We start from the raw sequence: 15,215 nt of genomic DNA, 5'->3' as shown, positions 1-15,215 counted from the left end.
TCTACTGGCTTACGCCATCCATCATCGAAAGCAAGCGCGGCGGCGGGCCGGGCGCCCGGCCCCGGTCGGGTCAGAAATCCAGGCCCAGGTCCAGCGTGCGCGCCGAATGGGTCAGCGCCCCGACCGAGATGTAATCGACCCCCGTCGCCGCCACCTCGGCCACGCGCGCCAGGCGCATGTTGCCCGACGCCTCCAGCACCACCCGGCCGCTTGCCATGGCCACCGCCTCGTGCAGCGCGGCCGTCTCCATATTGTCCAGCAGCACGACGTCGGCGCCGCCTTCGTCCAGCACCTGGGCGAACTGGTCCAGCCGGTCCACCTCGATCTCGACCCGCATCATGTGCGAGGCCCGCGCCTTGACGGCTTGCAGCACCGGACGGATGCCGCCCGCCGCGGCGATGTGGTTGTCCTTGATCAGGATCGCATCCGACAGGCTGAAGCGGTGGTTGAAGCCGCCGCCATGCAGCACCGCCTGTTTCTCGACCAGGCGCAGGCCGGGCGTGGTCTTGCGGGTGCAGGTGATGCGGGCGCGCGTGCCCGCCGCCTGGGCCACGAAATCCGCGGTCTGGGTGGCGATGCCCGCCAGCCGGCCGGCAAAGTTCAGCGCCACCCGCTCGGCCGAAAGGATCGAGGCCGCCTCGCCCTCGATCTCGGCCAGCGTGTCGCCGGGCTGGAAGCGGCTGCCATCGGCATGGCGCTGCCGCCAGTCCAGGCTTGGGTCGATCAGGCGAAAGGCGATGGCCGCCAGTTGCATCCCCGAGGCCACGCCCGCCTCGCGCGCCACGATCCGCGCCCGGTAGCGGGTGCCGGCCGGGATCACCGTGCGGGTGGTGATGTCGCCATAGGTGCCCAGATCCTCGGTCAGCGCGGCCCGGACCAGCGGTTCCAGGATCATCTCGGGCAGAGGGGGCATCTGGGTCATGTCGTCTCCGGTTCAAGCGAGGCGCGCAGGGCCAGCGCCTGCGAAAGCCGCAGGCGCGAGCGGCGCCCTTCGGGCAGGGTCTGCGGGAAATCGGTGCGGCAATGCGCGCCGCGGCTTTCCTGCCGCATCAGCGCCGCGGCGGCGATCAACGTGGCGGTGGCGGTCATGTTCAAAAGCGCCGGGCAATCGGGCTGCGCCGCCTCGATGGCGGCGATCTCGCGCAGGCAGCGGGTCAGGCCCTGGGCATCGCGCAGGACGCCCGCGCCCTCGGTCATGGCGCGGCGCAGGCGGGCGACCAGCGCCGGGTCGGGCGTGGGGCCGGGCGGCAGGTCGGGTAGCGTCACCAGGGCCGCGTCCTGCACAGGACCAAGCCGCGCCTCGATTGACAGCGCGCAGCGGCGGGCAAAGACCAGCGCCTCCAAAAGCCCGTTCGAGGCCAGCCGGTTCGCGCCGTGCAGCCCGGTCGAGCTTGCCTCGCCGCAGACCCAAAGCCGGTCGAGGCTGGCGCGCCCGTCGTCATCCACCGCCACCCCGCCCATGTGGTAATGCGCGGCGGCGGCGACCGGGATCGGCTGGCGCGTCGGGTCGATCCCCGCCCGCGCACAGGCACCGGCGACGGCCGGAAACTCGGCCAGGATACGGTCGCCCAGGCAGGCGCGGGTGTCCAGCACCGGCCGCAAGCCCGCCTGCGTCTGGGCATAGATCGCGCGCGCCACCACGTCGCGCGGCGCCAGTTCGGCATCGGGATGCAGGGCCGCCATGAAGCGTTCGCCCAGCCGGTTCAGCAGATGCGCCCCTTCGCCGCGCAGCGCCTCGGTCGCCAGCGGCGCGGGGTCTTGGCCGCAATCTATGGCGGTGGGGTGGAACTGCACGAATTCCGCATCCGCGATCTGGGCCCCCGCCCGCGCCGCCATGCCGATGGCCTGGCCGCGGATGCGCGGCGGGTTGGTGGTCAGCGCATAAAGCCCGCCCGAGCCGCCGCCCGCCAGCAGCACCGCAGGCGCGCGGATCAGGACCGGGGCCGAACCCTGCGGACCGGCAAGCGCCACCTCGACCCCCGCAACCGCGCCGTCCTGGGCGCGCAGGCCGGTGGCGACCACCCCCTCCAGCACCTGCACCGAAGGCGCCTCGCGCAGGCAGGCGACCAGCGCGCGCATGATCTCGGCCCCGGCCTGGTCGCCGCGCACCCGCACGACGCGGGCAAAGCCGTGCGCCGCCTCGCGCGACAGCACATAGCCGCCGTCCGGCTTGCGGTCGAAGGGGGTGCCCAGCCGGGTCAGGTCCAGGATATGCGCTCGCGCCTCTTGCGTGACCAGCGCCGCGATGGCGGGATCGACGGTGCCCGCCCCGGCGCGAAGCGTGTCGCGGGCATGGGCCTGGGCGCTGTCGGCGGGGTCCATGGCCGCCGCCACGCCGCCCTGCGCCCAGGCGGAACTGGCCCCACGGCCCAGAACCTCGGGCGAGATCATCAGCACCGGGCGCGGCGCCAGTTTCAACGCCGCGTAAAGCCCGCCCAGCCCCGCGCCGACGATGACGACGCGGTCGGTCGAAAGCTCGCGCATCCGTCAGGCCGCCAGGCGCTGCGACAGGTCGATCATGCGCTGCACCGCCAGGCGGGCACGGTCCGCGACCTTGGGATCGACCTCGACCACGCCGGTCATGCTGTGCAGCGACCACAGCACCTTTTCCAGGGTGATCTTCTGCATATAGGGGCACATGTTGCAGGGACCCAGGAACTCGACATCCGGGTTCGCGTCCGAGATGTTCGAGGCCATCGAGCATTCGGTGACCAGCATCACCTGCTTCGGCCGCTCAGTCTCGACCCAGCCCTGGATATTGGCGGTCGAGCCGGCGTAATCGGCCTCGGCCACCACGTCGGGCGGGCATTCGGGATGGGCGATGATCTTCAGCCCCGGATTCCAGGCGCGGAAATCGCGCAGGTCCTGGGGCGTGAACTGTTCATGCACGATGCAGGCCCCGTCCCACCAGACCACGCGCTTTTGCGGCACCTGCTTGGCCACGTTCTGCGCCAGCCACTTGTCGGGGGTCATGATCACCGTGTCGCCCGGCATCGCCGCGACGATCTGCGCCGCATTGGCCGAGGTGCAGCAGATGTCGGACGCGGCCTTTACCTCGGCGGTGGTGTTGACATAGCTGACCACCGGCGCGCCGGGGTAGCGCGCGCGCATTTCCGCGATCCCTTCGGCGGTGATGCTTTCGGCCAGCGAGCAGCCGGCCGCCATGTCGGGCATCAGCACGGTTTTCTGCGGGTTCAGGATCTTTGACGTCTCGGCCATGAAATGCACGCCGCATTGCACGATCACCTGCGCCTCGACCTGGGTCGCGGCAATGGCCAGCGCCAGGCTGTCGCCCACCACGTCCGAAATGCCGTGATAGATCTGCGGCGTCATGTAGTTATGCGCCAGCACCACGGCGCCGCGTTCCTTTTTCAGCTGGTTGATCGCGGCAACATAGGGGGCATGGATCGCCCAGTCGGGCCAGGGCATCACGCGGCCCATGCGGGCATGGATGTCGGCCATGCGCTCGGCCAGGTCGAGCGACGGTTCCAGATCGTAATGCGAGCCAAGCTCGCTGCGGATGGTCGTCAGATCGAGCATTCGGTCCCCCCACTCTGCCCGCGTCGCCATGGCCCCGATATAATGCGCCCCGCCCCCGATGCCAGCGGCCGCCGTAGCCTGTAAGTCGGGCTTCCTAACCCATGGATGACGTTCGGGCAACGCAAATGCTACAAATCGCCGGCGGCATGGTGTCCCGGTCCGCGATGCCCCGGCGCCCCGCGGCTTAGCCGGTCCAGACGGCCGGGATCAGCCCCCTAAGGGCATTGCCCACCCACAGTCGCGCGCGCGGCAGTTCCGCGGCCGGCAGGGTTTCTTCGCGGCAAAGCCCCTGGGCCAGCATCGCGGCGCGCAGCACCCCCGGCAAAAGGCCGCAGGACAGGGGCGGGGTCCGCATCCCCCGGCCCAGATCGAAGAACAGCGTGGTGATGGTGCCTTCGCAGACCTGGCCGCGCTCGTTAAGGAAAAGCAGCTCGTCGACCCCTTGGGGCATGGCGGCGCGGGCGTCGTCGTATTGTTGCCGCCGCGTGGTCTTCAGCCGCAGCCAGGGATCGTCCGAAGCCAGGCTTGCGCCCGCCAGGGCCAGCCGCCATTCGCCGCGCGCGGGCGGCAGGGGGGCGCGCGTCACCGCGATCCGCCCGGCGCGGTCCAGCGTCAGCCGCAGCCTTGCCGGCACGCCCTGGGGTGCGGTCAGCGCCGCCCGCGCCGCCGCCCCGTCGCAGGGCCAGCCAAGCGCCCGCGCGCTGGCCGCAAGCCGCGCCAGATGCCCCTCGATCCGCGGGCAGCCGGCGCCGTCCCACAGCACCGTTTCGATCAGCCGCAATCCGGGGTCGTCAGATCCTGCACGTAGCGCGCTTTCCACAGCGCCTCCTCCCATTCGCCCTCGGCGGTGGAATCCTGCACCACGCCGCCGCCGACATTCAACGTCACTTCGCCATCCGGCCAGATCGACAGGGTGCGGATCGCGACCGAGAAACAGGCCGCGCCGTCCGGCCCCATCCAGCCGATGCTGCCGCAATAGACGCCGCGCGGGAACGGCTCGACCTCGCGGATGATCTGCATGGCGCGGATCTTGGGCGCGCCGGTGATCGAGCCACAGGGAAACAGCGCCCGCAGCAGCGCGCCCAGTTCCGCCGGGCGGTCCAGTTGGCCCACGACGCGCGAACTCATCTGGTGGACGGTAGCAAAGCTGTCCACGGCGAAAAGTTCGGGCACCCGCACCGAACCCAGGCGCGAGATGCGCGAGATGTCGTTGCGCAGCAGGTCCACGATCATCAGGTTCTCGGCGCGGTTCTTTTCCGACGCCGCAAGCCCCGCCGCCAAGGCCGCGTCACGCGCGGGATCGGGGTCGCGCGGCGCGGTGCCCTTCATCGGCCGCGCCTCGATCCCGCCCTGCGCGTCCAGGCGAAAGAACAGTTCGGGCGAGCGCGAGACGACGACCGGCCCCGCCCCCAGATCGGCATAGGCGCCAAAGCCCACCGGCTGGCGCGCGGCCAATGCGGCATAAAGCTCCAGCGCCGAGCCAGAGACCAGGCGCGAGCCAAGGGGAAAGGTCAGGTTGACCTGATAGCAGTCGCCCGCGGCGATATAGTGGCGCGTCCGGGCAAAGGCGGCTGCATAGTCGGAACGGGAAATCAGCGGCGCAACCGGGCCAAGCCGGGCCGCATCGCCCGCCGGCAGCGGCGGCGCGGGCCGGGGCGCGTCATAGACCCCAAAGGCCAAAAGCGGCGCGCGCCTTGCGTCCGGCATGGCCCCGGCCAGCGCCGGCTCCAGCGCATAGCCCAGCTCATAGGACAACCAGCCCGCGATCCAGGCCCCCTGGCGGCGCCGCGCCTCTAGCCGGGCCAGGGCGGCGGCGACCTGGTCGGGCCGGTTGACGACCAGCACTTCCTGCGGGTCCTGGAACAGGACCGGCCCGCCTGCGGGGCCGAATTCGCAAAGGATCACGCACGCCTCCATTCTTGGCGCGCGGGGTAGCATGGGCAGGCGGGCGGGAACAATGGCCGCCTGCCGCCGAATGGACGACGCCGCCCTTTGGCCGGCGCCGCAAGGGCCTGGCCGCAGCCTGGCCGTAACCTGGCCGCAGCTTAGCTGTTCAGCAGGCGGCGCAGGCTGGCCAGCGCGCGCTCGCTTTCCTCCTGATAGCCGATCAGGCCGGCATATTCGCCGTTGCCGTCGAACAGCAGCATGGTCGAGGAATGGTCCATGGTGTAGTCCCCGCCCTCCAGCGGCGATTTGCGCGCATAGATGCGGAATGCCTTGACCGCCTTGGCGATTTCTTCGGGCGTGCCCGAAACGCCCACCACGCCCGGCACCCACGAGACATATTCGCGCAGCCCCTCGACCGTGTCGCGCTCGGGGTCGACGGTGACGAAGAACACCCGCAGGTCACGGCCTTCCTCGCCCAGTTCCTGCTGCCAGCCGGCGATGTCGCCCAGCGTGGTCGGGCAGACATCGGGGCAATGGGTGAAGCCGAAGAACACCGCCGAAGGCTGGCCCTTCAGCGTCGCCTGGGTGAATTCCGTGCCATCGGTGGCCGCCAGCCGGTAATCGCCCCGCCCCAGCGCCGCCGTGCCCGCATCCACGATCGAGCCGGTGCCGGCGCGGGGTGCGATGAACTGGAACCAGCCCAGCCCGACCAGCGCCAGCGCCACCAGCGCCCAAAGCGCATAGCGCAGGGGTTTCAGCCCGGATTTCCGCTCAGTGCCCTTCATGGCCGCCTCCTTCATGCATCACCGCCGCGGCATTGCGCGGCCCGATGGCCAAGGGCAAGCTGACCTCGCCCGCCTTTTCGAAGGTCAGCGTGACATCGACCGTCTCGCCCTCGACCAGCGGCTGTTTCAATTCCATGAACATCAGGTGATAGCCGCCGGGCTTGAGTTCAACCGTGCCGTCGGCGGGAATGGGCAGGCCCTCGGGCAAGGCGCGCATCCGCATCACCTCGCCCTCCATCGCCATTTCGTGGATCTCGGTGCGGCCGGCGACATCGGTTCGGGCCGTGACCAGCCGGTCGGCGGCCCCGGCATTATCGATGGTCAGAAAGCCGCCGGCCACCGGCGCGCCGGGCGGCGTGGCGCGGCTGAAGGCGCCGCGAAGCGTCAGGTCCCCCAGCGTCACCGCGCCCTGGGCCGTGGCGGGGACCGACATGGCCGCGCCATGGGCATGGTTATGGGCCTGGGGCTGTTTCGTGCCGGAATCGGCCAGTGCCGGGGCGGCCGCAAGGCCAAGGATCGAAGCGCAGATTGCTGCGAAAACACGGGTTTGCATGGTCATCCTCATCCAATGGAAAGCGCGGCGCCGAAGGCGGGCCGCCGTTGTTCGGGGTAGTTTTCCGTCAGATGAAACGGGGCGGGCCGCGGGCCAGGGGCGCGGGGGCCGCAAGTCCGGGCGGCGCGGCCGCCGGTTCGGGCCATAGCGCTAGCCCGGCCGCCTGGGGCGCGGGCAGCGGCCCGCCTGCCGCGGCGCCCGGCATCAGCGGCTGGCCGTGCAGGCTCCAGTCGCAGGCATGCGGGCCGTCATGGGGCGTCTCGTCCGCCGGGACCAGGCTGCCATCGGCGGCCACCGCCATCTGGACCGGCCCGTCGCCCGAACACAGCACCACGCTGATGGTGCCCTGGGCGTCGCGGGCGACCATGGTGCCCGGCAGGATCGCCGAGAACAGCAGGAAGGGCAGCACCGCCAGCCAGCGCCACCAGGACCGCGACAGCGCGCCGCGTTCAGGCCCCTTTGCCCGATATCCGTTCCGAACCCGCATGGGCCAAGACCTGTCAGAAATCCGCGCCGCTGGAAAGGGCCAATCTGGCCGCCCCCGATCCTGTCGCCCCCGATCCCGCCGCCACTAAAAAGCCGGACCCGCCGCGGGGGCGGGTCCGGCGCAGGGCCGACAGCGTTTCGGACGCCTTACCAGTAGTCGCCGCGCGACCGATTGCGCCAGGTTCCGCCCATGCGGTCATCCAGGCGGTCATAGTCGCGGCGGCTGCGGTCGGCATCATCGCGGGCCTGGTCCATGCGGCGGCGGCGCTCGGCATCCTCGTCGCCGAACCACGAGGACACCTCGTCCCCGGCGCGGTCCATCCAGTCGCGCTCGCCGCGGTCGCGATCGCCTTGCCAGCCGCGCCGGTCCGAGCGGTCGTAATCGCCCCGGCCATAGCCCTGGTCGCGCCGGAAATCGCGCGCGGCGTAATCGTCGTCATAGCCGCGCGACCTGCCGGAATAATCCCCATAGGGGGTGCCATAGGCACCGCGCCCGTAATCGCCATAGCGGTCCGTCCGGCCATAATCGCCGCTGCCATAGCTGCTGCGGTCGTCGTCGCGGCCATAGCGCGCCTGGCCATAGCTGCCGCGCCCGTAATCGCGACCGGCATCGTCCCGATTCCAGCGATTGCGGTCTTCATCCCTCCAACGATCTGCCATGCTGTCCTCCTGTGTCACGGATAGATCACAGCCGCCGGCGACGGCTGGGTGCGGACAACCAAGGCCCGGCCCGAATGTTCCCGCATCCGCCAAAAAAGCGCGCCGTCCTACCAGATCTGGGCCGGGCGGGCGATCATCAGCCAGAAGATGCCCAGAACCGCCGCAAAGGCGGGAAAGCCAAAGACGAACCAGGTCCAGAACAGCCGGAAATAGCGCGGCGGCAGGCCCTGCCCGCTTTCCAGCGCGGCAAGGGCAAGGTCGCGCATCTGCATCTGCATCCAGACCACCGGCAGCCAGAAGACGCCGGTCAGCAGGTAAAGCAGCAGCGACAGCACGATCCAATGGTCCGACAGCGCGTAGCCAAGATGCCAGACCAGCGCCAGCCCGGTCAGCGGCTGCGCCACGACCGCCGTGGCGGTGAACAGGAAATCGGCGATCACCACGATCCGCGCCACGCCCGCAATCAGCGCCACCCGGCCCGACAAATGCGCCAAGAGCATGAAGAAGGCGATGCCCGCCCCCGTCCCCAGCAGCACCGAGGCGCCGATGATATGCAGGTATTTCAGCGCATAATACAGCATCAGCGTTCGTCCAGGATGGCAAGCGCCATGAAATGCGCGACCAGGATCGGCCAGATCTTCAGCAAGGGGCCAAGCGGCTCGTTCCACAATTCCGGCAGCAGCAGCGTGCCGGCGACGATGTAGAAGCATGAAAGCCCGATGGCCGCCCACAGGCCACGCCGCGTCGTCCCGCGCCAGGCGATGGCAAGCCCGATGGCCAGATCGGCAAGCGCCCCGGCCACGACGCCCGGCCCGGCCAGCGCCCCCGTCTCGGCGCGGTGCATCAGGTCCAGCCCGTTCTGGAACCCGGTGGTCAGCGAGATGATGGCGGTCAGCGTCCAGAACAGCACCAGCACCACGAACAGCACGGGCTTGAGGAAATACAGCCGCGCAAACCAGCGTTCCTGGACCGAGGCGGGCCTTTGGGCAAGCGCCTGGGCCAGGCTGCGCGGCGCGATCCCGGTCGCCTGGCGCCAGGGTGCCGGATCGCCGATGGCGCCATGGGCGATCTCGCGCCGGGCGGTGCTGCGCAGCGGCGGCCGCCAGCCCAGCCGGGCAACCATGTCGCCCAGCCGATAAAGCAGCGCCGCGACCCAGCCCGGCAAGGCCAGGCGGCGCGCCGGTTTCCAGCCAAGCCAGGCGCGGTGAAGCGCGACCACCTTGTCGAAAGACAGCCGTTCCGGCCCCGCCAGGTCCAGCGCCATCCTGGCAGGCGCGTCGGGGCGCAGGAAAAAGGCGACGGTGTCGGCCACATCCTCCAACGCCACGACCTGCAAGGGGCCGGTGCCGGGCATGATCGGCACCACCGGCAGCGCGGCAAGGCCGCGGATCAGCGCGCTGGCGCCATAGGCCGGACCGCCCAGCACCACCGAGGGGCGCAGGATGACCCAATCCAGGTCCAGCCCCGCCAGCGCCCGGTCGCCGGCAAGCTTGCTGGCCGAAAAGGCCGATGCCTGATGCCGTTCGACCCCGATGGCCGAGAAATGCACGACCCGGCCGACCCCGGCCATGGCGCAGGCGCGAAACAGCGCCTCGGCCCCGGTCGCGTGCGCGGTGCCGGTATCTTCGCGCGGGTTGTCCTGCAAGACGCCGACGCAATTGACCACCGCGTCGATCCCGCGCAGATGCGGCAGCCAGACCTGGGGGTCGGTGGCCTGGGCGAAATCGACGCGCAGCCAGTCCGATACCGCGCCAAAGCCGGTGCGGCGGGCGCTGCGGCTGACGCCGATCACGCGATGCCCCTGGGCCGCCAGCCGGGCGCAGACGCTTTGCCCGATCAGCCCCGTCGCCCCGGTGACCATGACGGTCGTCATCGCCAACCCCCCGTCGCTGCGCGCTTCATCGCGGATCCTTCCCTTGCTATGGCTGCCGATAGGCGCTGCCGTTTTCGGCCGTGGCCGGGTCGCGGACATAGCGGCCGCCCCGCGGCACGGCGATGTCTTCGAAATCGCGCGCCAGCCGGAACAGCGCCCGGCCCATCCCCTGCCCCGCCAGCGCCGGGCCGTGGCCGGTGACAAGAAGCTGCGGCCCCAGCGCGGCCAAAAGCTGCACCGAGCGGTGCGCCGCCGCCCAGTCGGGGGTGAAATAGCGCGGCGGGCCGTGCATCTCGGGCTGCTGGACCATCACCTCATAGGCGGATTCCTGGCCGGTCGCGATGACCGCGTCGCCGGCCGCCAGCACGCCGTCGCGCTCGCGCCACAGCGAGACATGGCCCGGCGCATGGCCCGGCGTGTGCAGCCAGCGCCATTCTGGCATCGCGGGAACCGAGCCATCCTGGGGCAGCGGCCTAAGCCGGGCGCCCAGATCGACCGGCCCGGTGGGATAAAGCGGCGACAATATCGTCATCAGACCGCCGCCGACCCAGGGGTCGGCCGGCGGATAGGCGGCGGTGCCGTCCAGATAGGGCCGCTCCAGCATATGGGCATAGATCGGCACGTCCCATTCCTCGGCCAGCGCCGCGGCCGAGCCGACATGGTCGAAATGCCCATGCGTCAGGATGATCGCCGCCGGCCGCGCGTCGCCATAGCGGCGGCTGGCCCGGTCGCGTATGGTCCCGGCCGAACTGGCCAGGCCGGTGTCGATCAGCACCCAGCCATCGCTGCCGGGCCTGCCGTAGAACAGGCAGTTCACGATGGACAGGCGCAGGCAGGCCAGATCTTCGGCCAGGCCGTTGGTGCCGTCCCCGCCATCCTCGACCGGGGCAAGGCAGGCATCATCAAGCTTGATCTGCGTGGTCATCGGCGCGTCCTTCATGGTTTCATGGCCTTGCAGGGGCAGCGGTGAACCGCCAGGCCGCGGCTTTGTTCCTGGGCGCGGCGGGCGGCGTTTCGGAACAATGCGCGCCGGCAGGGGTTGCGCACGCATGACGTGCAGGGAAATCGCAGCCCCGCATCGGCCGCAACCAGACGCGCCGCGCGGCCGACGCACCCGGTTCCGGGACGCGACGCCCTGGGGTTTTCAGTTCCGCGTTTTCAGTTCCGCCGTCGGCGCAATCCACCAGATCAGGAGATGGACGATGTCGCATGAAGTTTGGAACGGGCCGCGGGCCGCCCTGGCCGCCTGCATGATGCTGGCCGCCTGCGCGGCACCGACGCCGCAGGGCGGGCCCGACGACGTGCAGGCCGCGCCGCCCGGCCGCGTCGATTGCGAGGCGCCAAGCGCCCAGGTCATCGCCCTGGGCGTGGCCGCGACGAACCGGGCGCGGGCGCAGGCCGGGCTTTCCCCGGTCAGCGCCAATGCGCTGCTGTCGCGCGCGGCGGCCGCGCATGCCTGCGACATGGCGCAGCGCGGGCGCATGACCCATGCCGGCAGCCGCAGCAGCGGCCCGGCGCAAAGGATCAAGGCGCTGGGATATGCGCCGCGCATCACTGCCGAAAACATCGCCGCCGGTCCCTATGACGCCGGGCAGGTGCTGCGGGAATGGAACAGTTCCGGTGGCCATCTGGCCAATATCCTGATCCCCCAGGTCCGGCAGTTCGGCATCGGCTATGCCACCGGCGCGGACGGCCGCACCCGGTTCTGGGCCGCGGTCTATGCCGCGCCCCGCTAGGACGCATGAAGGACCGCCGCCGCCCCGCCGCCTGCCAGGGACGAAAGGGGCCTTCGGACCTTGCCGAAAGCCCCCTTGCGCGGTTCAGTCGTCGCTTGCGGCGTCGGCGGGGTTGACCATCGCCTCCAGGATCGACGGCAGGTCGATGATGCCGACCAGCACTTCGCCGTCGCGCACCTGCGCGTGGGACACCCCGGCCTTGGTCATGCGGCGCGCCACAAGGTCAAGCTTGGAGCGCGCCTTAACGGTAAACTCGGGCAACCGCTCGCCGGTGGCGGGCGCGGCGATGGTGCGCGCCTCGATGATGCGGCCGCGGTTCACCTCGCGCACGAATTCGGCGATATAGGCGTTGGCGGGCCGCAGGACGATATCCTGGCCGTTGCCCACCTGCTCCATCGCGCCGTCGCGCAAGACGGCGATCTTGTCGCCCAGCCGCAGCGCCTCGTCCAGGTCATGGGTGATGAAGACGATGGTCTTGCGCAATTCCTGCTGCAATTCCAGCAGGATCGACTGCATGTCCATGCGGATCAGAGGGTCCAGCGCCGAAAACGCCTCGTCCATCAGCAGGATCTCGGCATCATTGGCCAGCGCCCGCGCCAGGCCCACGCGCTGCTGCATGCCGCCGGAAAGCTGGCGGGGATAATAGTCCTCGTAGCCCTCCAGCCCGACGCGGCCGATCCAGTGGCGGGCGCGCTCTTCGGCCGCGGCGATGCCGCGGATGTCCAGCCCGTAGGCTACGTTGCGCAGCACCGTGCGATGCGGCAGCAGCGCGAATTTCTGGAACACCATCGCAGTCTTTTGCCGGCGAAAGCCGCGTAGCTGCGCCGGGGTCATTGTCACCACGTCCAGCCCGTCGTAAAGCACCTGCCCCGCCGTGGGCCGGATCAGCCCGTTGATATGGCGGATCAGCGTCGACTTGCCCGACCCCGACAGCCCCATGATGACGGTGATGCGGCCATGCGGGATGGTCAGGTTGATGTCCTGCAAGCCCAGCACATGGTTGTGGCGGTCGTTCAGTTCGGCCTTGGTCAGCCCGCCCTTGACCGCATCTATATGGCGATGGGCGTCGGGGCCGAAGATCTTGTAGAGATCGCGGATTTCGATGTCATGCGTGCCCGCCTTGTTCATCTGCCGGCCTCCGTGTGCTTTTGCAGCCGCTTGCCATAGGCCTGCGTGGTGCGGTCCATGATGATGGCGATCGCGACGATGGCCAGGCCGTTCATCACCCCCATGGTGAAATATTGCTGGTTGATCGCCTGAAGCACCGGCTGGCCCAGGCCCCGCACCCCGATCATCGAGGCGACGACGACCATGGCAAGGCTCATCATGATGGTCTGGTTGATCCCGGCCATGATCGTCGGCAATGCCAGCGGCAGTTGCACGTCGCGCAGCTTTTGCCAGCCGGACGAGCCAAAGGCCTCGGCCGCCTCCAGCACGTCGGGCGCCACCTGCCGGATGCCCAGATTGGTCAGCCGGATCACCGGCGGAATGGCATAGATCACCACGGCGATCAGCCCCGGCACCTTGCCCAGGCCAAAGATCATCACCACCGGGATCAGATAGACAAAGCTCGGCATGGTCTGCATCATGTCCAGGATCGGCGTCACCAGCCCGCTTGCGCGGTTCGACTGCGCCATGACGATGCCCACGGGGATGCCCATCACCACGGCGATCAGGGTGCAGACCAAGACCATGGCGATGGTGCGCATCGTGTCCTCCCACATGCCGAAATAACCGACCAGCAGAAGCGCCAGCACCGATCCCAGCGCGATCCTCCAGCTTCGGCTAAGTAGCCAGATCCCGGCGGCCAGCACCACCAGCACCAGCGCCCAGGGCGAGCGGAGCAGCAGGTTCTCGATCAGCGTTAGCAGGTCTTGCAGCGGCTCGAATATCGCTTCCAGCGTGTCTCCCCAGGCGCGGGTGAAATCCCGGAAGGCGCCGTCGATCGTCTGGCGCATGGCGCGCAGGTTCCCTCGGCTCATTTCCGGGAAACGGAACATGTCCATGTGTTTTGTCCTTTGGAAATGGAAATGGGCAAGACCGCGGCCCGCGATCTTGCCCGTCAGGCGCGAAGGCGCAGGTCAGAGCGCCGCCTTGACCTTTTCGGCCACATCCGCAGGAACCCAGTCGGCCCAGATTTCCTCGTGCCGCTCCAGGAATTCATAGGCGGCATCTTCGTTATTGGCCTGGTTCTCGACCATCCAGGCCAGCATGCCGTTCACGGTGTCATTGCTCCAGGACCGGGTCTTGACATAGTCCATCGCCACGCCGGCCTTTTGCGCGAACTCGCTGGTCACGGCGGTATAGACGTCCGAGGCCGGCCATTCCGTCACCTGCGGATCGGCGCAGTCGGGCTGGACGATGCAGGTATCCCAGCGCTCGCGGTCGAACTCGGCCTCCAGGTCCAGGCGGGTCATGTCATGCTGGCCCAGGATGGCGGTGGGCGCCCAGTAATAGCCCAGCCAGCCTTCGTTGCGGTTCGCCGCCCGCGCGATCGAGCCGTCCAGCGCCGCGGCCGAGCCCGAATCGACCAGTTCGAACCCCTTTTCATCAGCGCCCGAACCCAGGAACTGGTTGCGGTTGATCGCCTGGCAGGCCCAGCCGGACGGGCAACTGAACCAGGCGCCCTTGCTTTCGTCCTCGGCGCCGGGGAACAGCTCGGGATGCGCAAGCGCGTCCTTGAGCGTGCGGATATCATGTTCCTCTGCCAGCCAGGTCGGGACCCAGATGCCCTCGACCCCGCCATCGGACAGGATCTGCGAGGCGATGACGATCCGCCCCTCGGCCACCGCCTGGTCCAGCGGCTCCTTGACCGCGTTCACCCAAAGCTCGGGCGCCAGGTCCGGCTCTCCCTTTTCGTTCATCGAGGTGAAAGTGGGCATGGTGTCGCCCGCGACCAGCCCGACCTCGCAGCCGTAACCTTCTTCCAGGATGATCTTGTCGACCCAAGCCGCCAGCCCCGCCGAGGCCCAGTTCATCTCGGCTATGGTGATCGTGCCGCATGTGTCCTCGGCCGCGAATGCGGGGACGCCCGCCGCGAAAAAGGCAAGCGTGGTCGAAGCAAGAAATCTGCCCATAAATCGTTCTCTCCGGAATTTCATCGCACCACGGGGACGCGGCGCGGGGGGCGAAACCAATCGGCGCCGAACGCCGATCACCTCCGCGGGTCGGTTGCGACCCTGTTGCAGGGAATGGGGCCAGCGGCCCCGATTTCGGTGCGCAGTATTATAGGGCGTGATTCGAAAAGTTCAAATACATCACGGGGCGGCCATTGCGACCCGTCGTCGCGTTCTGCCGTCGCGTTCCCCAGATGGGACGCCGCATGACACCGGGCTGTCATCAAGCCGGTCTAGGGTCTGTTGAGTATCAGGATTCCCCTGTCAGCTGATTTCTGATTCAAGCTTTCCAAACGGGAGGTTTGGATGCCAGTTGAACGCTACATCGTCACGGATTGCCAGTGGGCGAAGATTGAGCCGCATTGCTTGGGCAAGAAGACCGATCCCGGCCGAACGGGCGGTGATGCACGCCTTTTTCTCGAGGCGGTTTTCTGGATCGCTCGGACTGGGGCGCAATGGCGCGATCTTCCGGAGGAGTTCGGGAAATGGAACTCGGTCTACCGCCGTTTCCGGGATTGGGGTGCCGCGGGAGTATTTGAGCGTATCTTCAAAGCATTGTCCGATGATCCCGACATGAAA

The 15,215-nt window shown here is 69.0% G+C and carries 17 protein-coding genes; 2 read left to right on the top strand and 15 right to left on the bottom strand.

What is annotated here, in order from left to right; genetic code table 11:
* Nucleotides 1-70 precede the first annotated feature (70 nt).
* The 12 genes from nadC to F3H32_RS00030 all read right to left on the bottom strand — a co-directional run bounded on the left by nadC (nt 71) and on the right by F3H32_RS00030 (nt 10,709).
* Nucleotides 71-922, bottom strand: a complete 852-nt coding sequence (gene nadC / locus F3H32_RS00085; RefSeq protein WP_149763293.1) for a carboxylating nicotinate-nucleotide diphosphorylase — start codon at nt 920-922, stop codon at nt 71-73.
* Entirely contained in the window at nt 919-2,484 is a 1,566-nt protein-coding gene (locus F3H32_RS00080) for an L-aspartate oxidase (RefSeq protein ID WP_149763291.1), read from the bottom strand. The genes nadC and F3H32_RS00080 overlap by 4 nt, the downstream gene beginning before the upstream one ends.
* Nucleotides 2,485-2,487: 3 nt before the next feature.
* Nucleotides 2,488-3,540 carry a quinolinate synthase NadA gene (nadA, locus tag F3H32_RS00075; protein WP_149763289.1) on the bottom strand — a complete coding sequence of 351 codons (1,053 nt, stop codon included), beginning with the start codon at nt 3,538-3,540 and terminating at the stop codon, nt 2,488-2,490.
* A 184-nt stretch (nt 3,541-3,724) separates the two neighbouring features.
* Entirely contained in the window at nt 3,725-4,360 is a 636-nt protein-coding gene (locus F3H32_RS00070; RefSeq protein WP_149763287.1) for an aminotransferase class IV family protein, read from the bottom strand.
* Nucleotides 4,312-5,445, bottom strand: coding sequence for an aminodeoxychorismate synthase component I (locus F3H32_RS00065; RefSeq protein ID WP_223191299.1), 1,134 nt, complete (start codon nt 5,443-5,445; stop codon nt 4,312-4,314). Before F3H32_RS00065 ends, F3H32_RS00070 begins: the two co-directional genes overlap by 49 nt.
* A gap of 140 nt (nt 5,446-5,585) precedes the next feature.
* Nucleotides 5,586-6,212 carry an SCO family protein gene (locus F3H32_RS00060; RefSeq protein ID WP_115757278.1) on the bottom strand — a complete coding sequence of 209 codons (627 nt, stop codon included), beginning with the start codon at nt 6,210-6,212 and terminating at the stop codon, nt 5,586-5,588.
* Nucleotides 6,199-6,765, bottom strand: coding sequence for a copper chaperone PCu(A)C (locus F3H32_RS00055; RefSeq protein WP_223191298.1), 567 nt, complete (start codon nt 6,763-6,765; stop codon nt 6,199-6,201). Before F3H32_RS00055 ends, F3H32_RS00060 begins: the two co-directional genes overlap by 14 nt.
* 67 nt (nt 6,766-6,832) lie before the next feature.
* Nucleotides 6,833-7,252 (bottom strand): DUF2946 family protein, encoded by a 420-nt coding sequence (locus F3H32_RS00050; RefSeq protein WP_149763283.1) that lies wholly within the window; start codon nt 7,250-7,252, stop codon nt 6,833-6,835.
* A gap of 146 nt (nt 7,253-7,398) precedes the next feature.
* A complete protein-coding gene (locus tag F3H32_RS00045; protein WP_149763281.1) occupies nt 7,399-7,911 on the bottom strand; it encodes an SWFGD domain-containing protein in 513 nt (170 codons plus the stop codon).
* A 107-nt stretch (nt 7,912-8,018) separates the two neighbouring features.
* Nucleotides 8,019-8,492: a DUF2269 family protein gene (locus F3H32_RS00040; protein WP_149763279.1), complete on the bottom strand. Its 474-nt coding sequence runs from the start codon at nt 8,490-8,492 to the stop codon at nt 8,019-8,021.
* Nucleotides 8,492-9,784, bottom strand: coding sequence for an SDR family oxidoreductase (locus tag F3H32_RS00035; protein ID WP_149763277.1), 1,293 nt, complete (start codon nt 9,782-9,784; stop codon nt 8,492-8,494). Before F3H32_RS00035 ends, F3H32_RS00040 begins: the two co-directional genes overlap by 1 nt.
* Nucleotides 9,785-9,830: 46 nt before the next feature.
* The gene (locus tag F3H32_RS00030; RefSeq protein ID WP_149763275.1) at nt 9,831-10,709 is read right to left on the bottom strand and encodes an MBL fold metallo-hydrolase; all 879 of its coding nucleotides are present in this window, start codon (nt 10,707-10,709) and stop codon (nt 9,831-9,833) included.
* Between the two features lie 277 nt (nt 10,710-10,986).
* On the opposite strand from F3H32_RS00030, the gene F3H32_RS00025 reads away from it, so the two are divergent.
* Nucleotides 10,987-11,520, top strand: a complete 534-nt coding sequence (locus F3H32_RS00025) for a CAP domain-containing protein (RefSeq protein WP_223191297.1) — start codon at nt 10,987-10,989, stop codon at nt 11,518-11,520.
* 84 nt (nt 11,521-11,604) lie between these two features.
* On the opposite strand, the gene F3H32_RS00020 is transcribed toward F3H32_RS00025, so the two are convergent.
* From F3H32_RS00020 to F3H32_RS00010, 3 genes are all read right to left on the bottom strand, one after another.
* Nucleotides 11,605-12,648, bottom strand: a complete 1,044-nt coding sequence (locus F3H32_RS00020) for a quaternary amine ABC transporter ATP-binding protein (protein ID WP_149763273.1) — start codon at nt 12,646-12,648, stop codon at nt 11,605-11,607.
* Entirely contained in the window at nt 12,645-13,526 is an 882-nt protein-coding gene (locus F3H32_RS00015) for an ABC transporter permease (RefSeq protein WP_149763271.1), read from the bottom strand. The genes F3H32_RS00020 and F3H32_RS00015 overlap by 4 nt, the downstream gene beginning before the upstream one ends.
* Before the next feature lie 75 nt (nt 13,527-13,601).
* A complete protein-coding gene (locus F3H32_RS00010; RefSeq protein WP_149763269.1) occupies nt 13,602-14,597 on the bottom strand; it encodes an ABC transporter substrate-binding protein in 996 nt (331 codons plus the stop codon).
* A gap of 345 nt (nt 14,598-14,942) precedes the next feature.
* Here F3H32_RS00010 and F3H32_RS00005 point away from each other — a divergent pair.
* Nucleotides 14,943-15,215, top strand: a 273-nt coding sequence (locus F3H32_RS00005) for a transposase (RefSeq protein ID WP_149763267.1), incomplete at its 3' end; no start/stop codon positions are given.

It is taken from the genome of Paracoccus thiocyanatus, from assembly GCF_900156255.1.
GTDB lineage: Bacteria > Pseudomonadota > Alphaproteobacteria > Rhodobacterales > Rhodobacteraceae > Paracoccus > Paracoccus thiocyanatus.
This window is presented reverse-complemented; position numbering and strand designations above follow the sequence as displayed.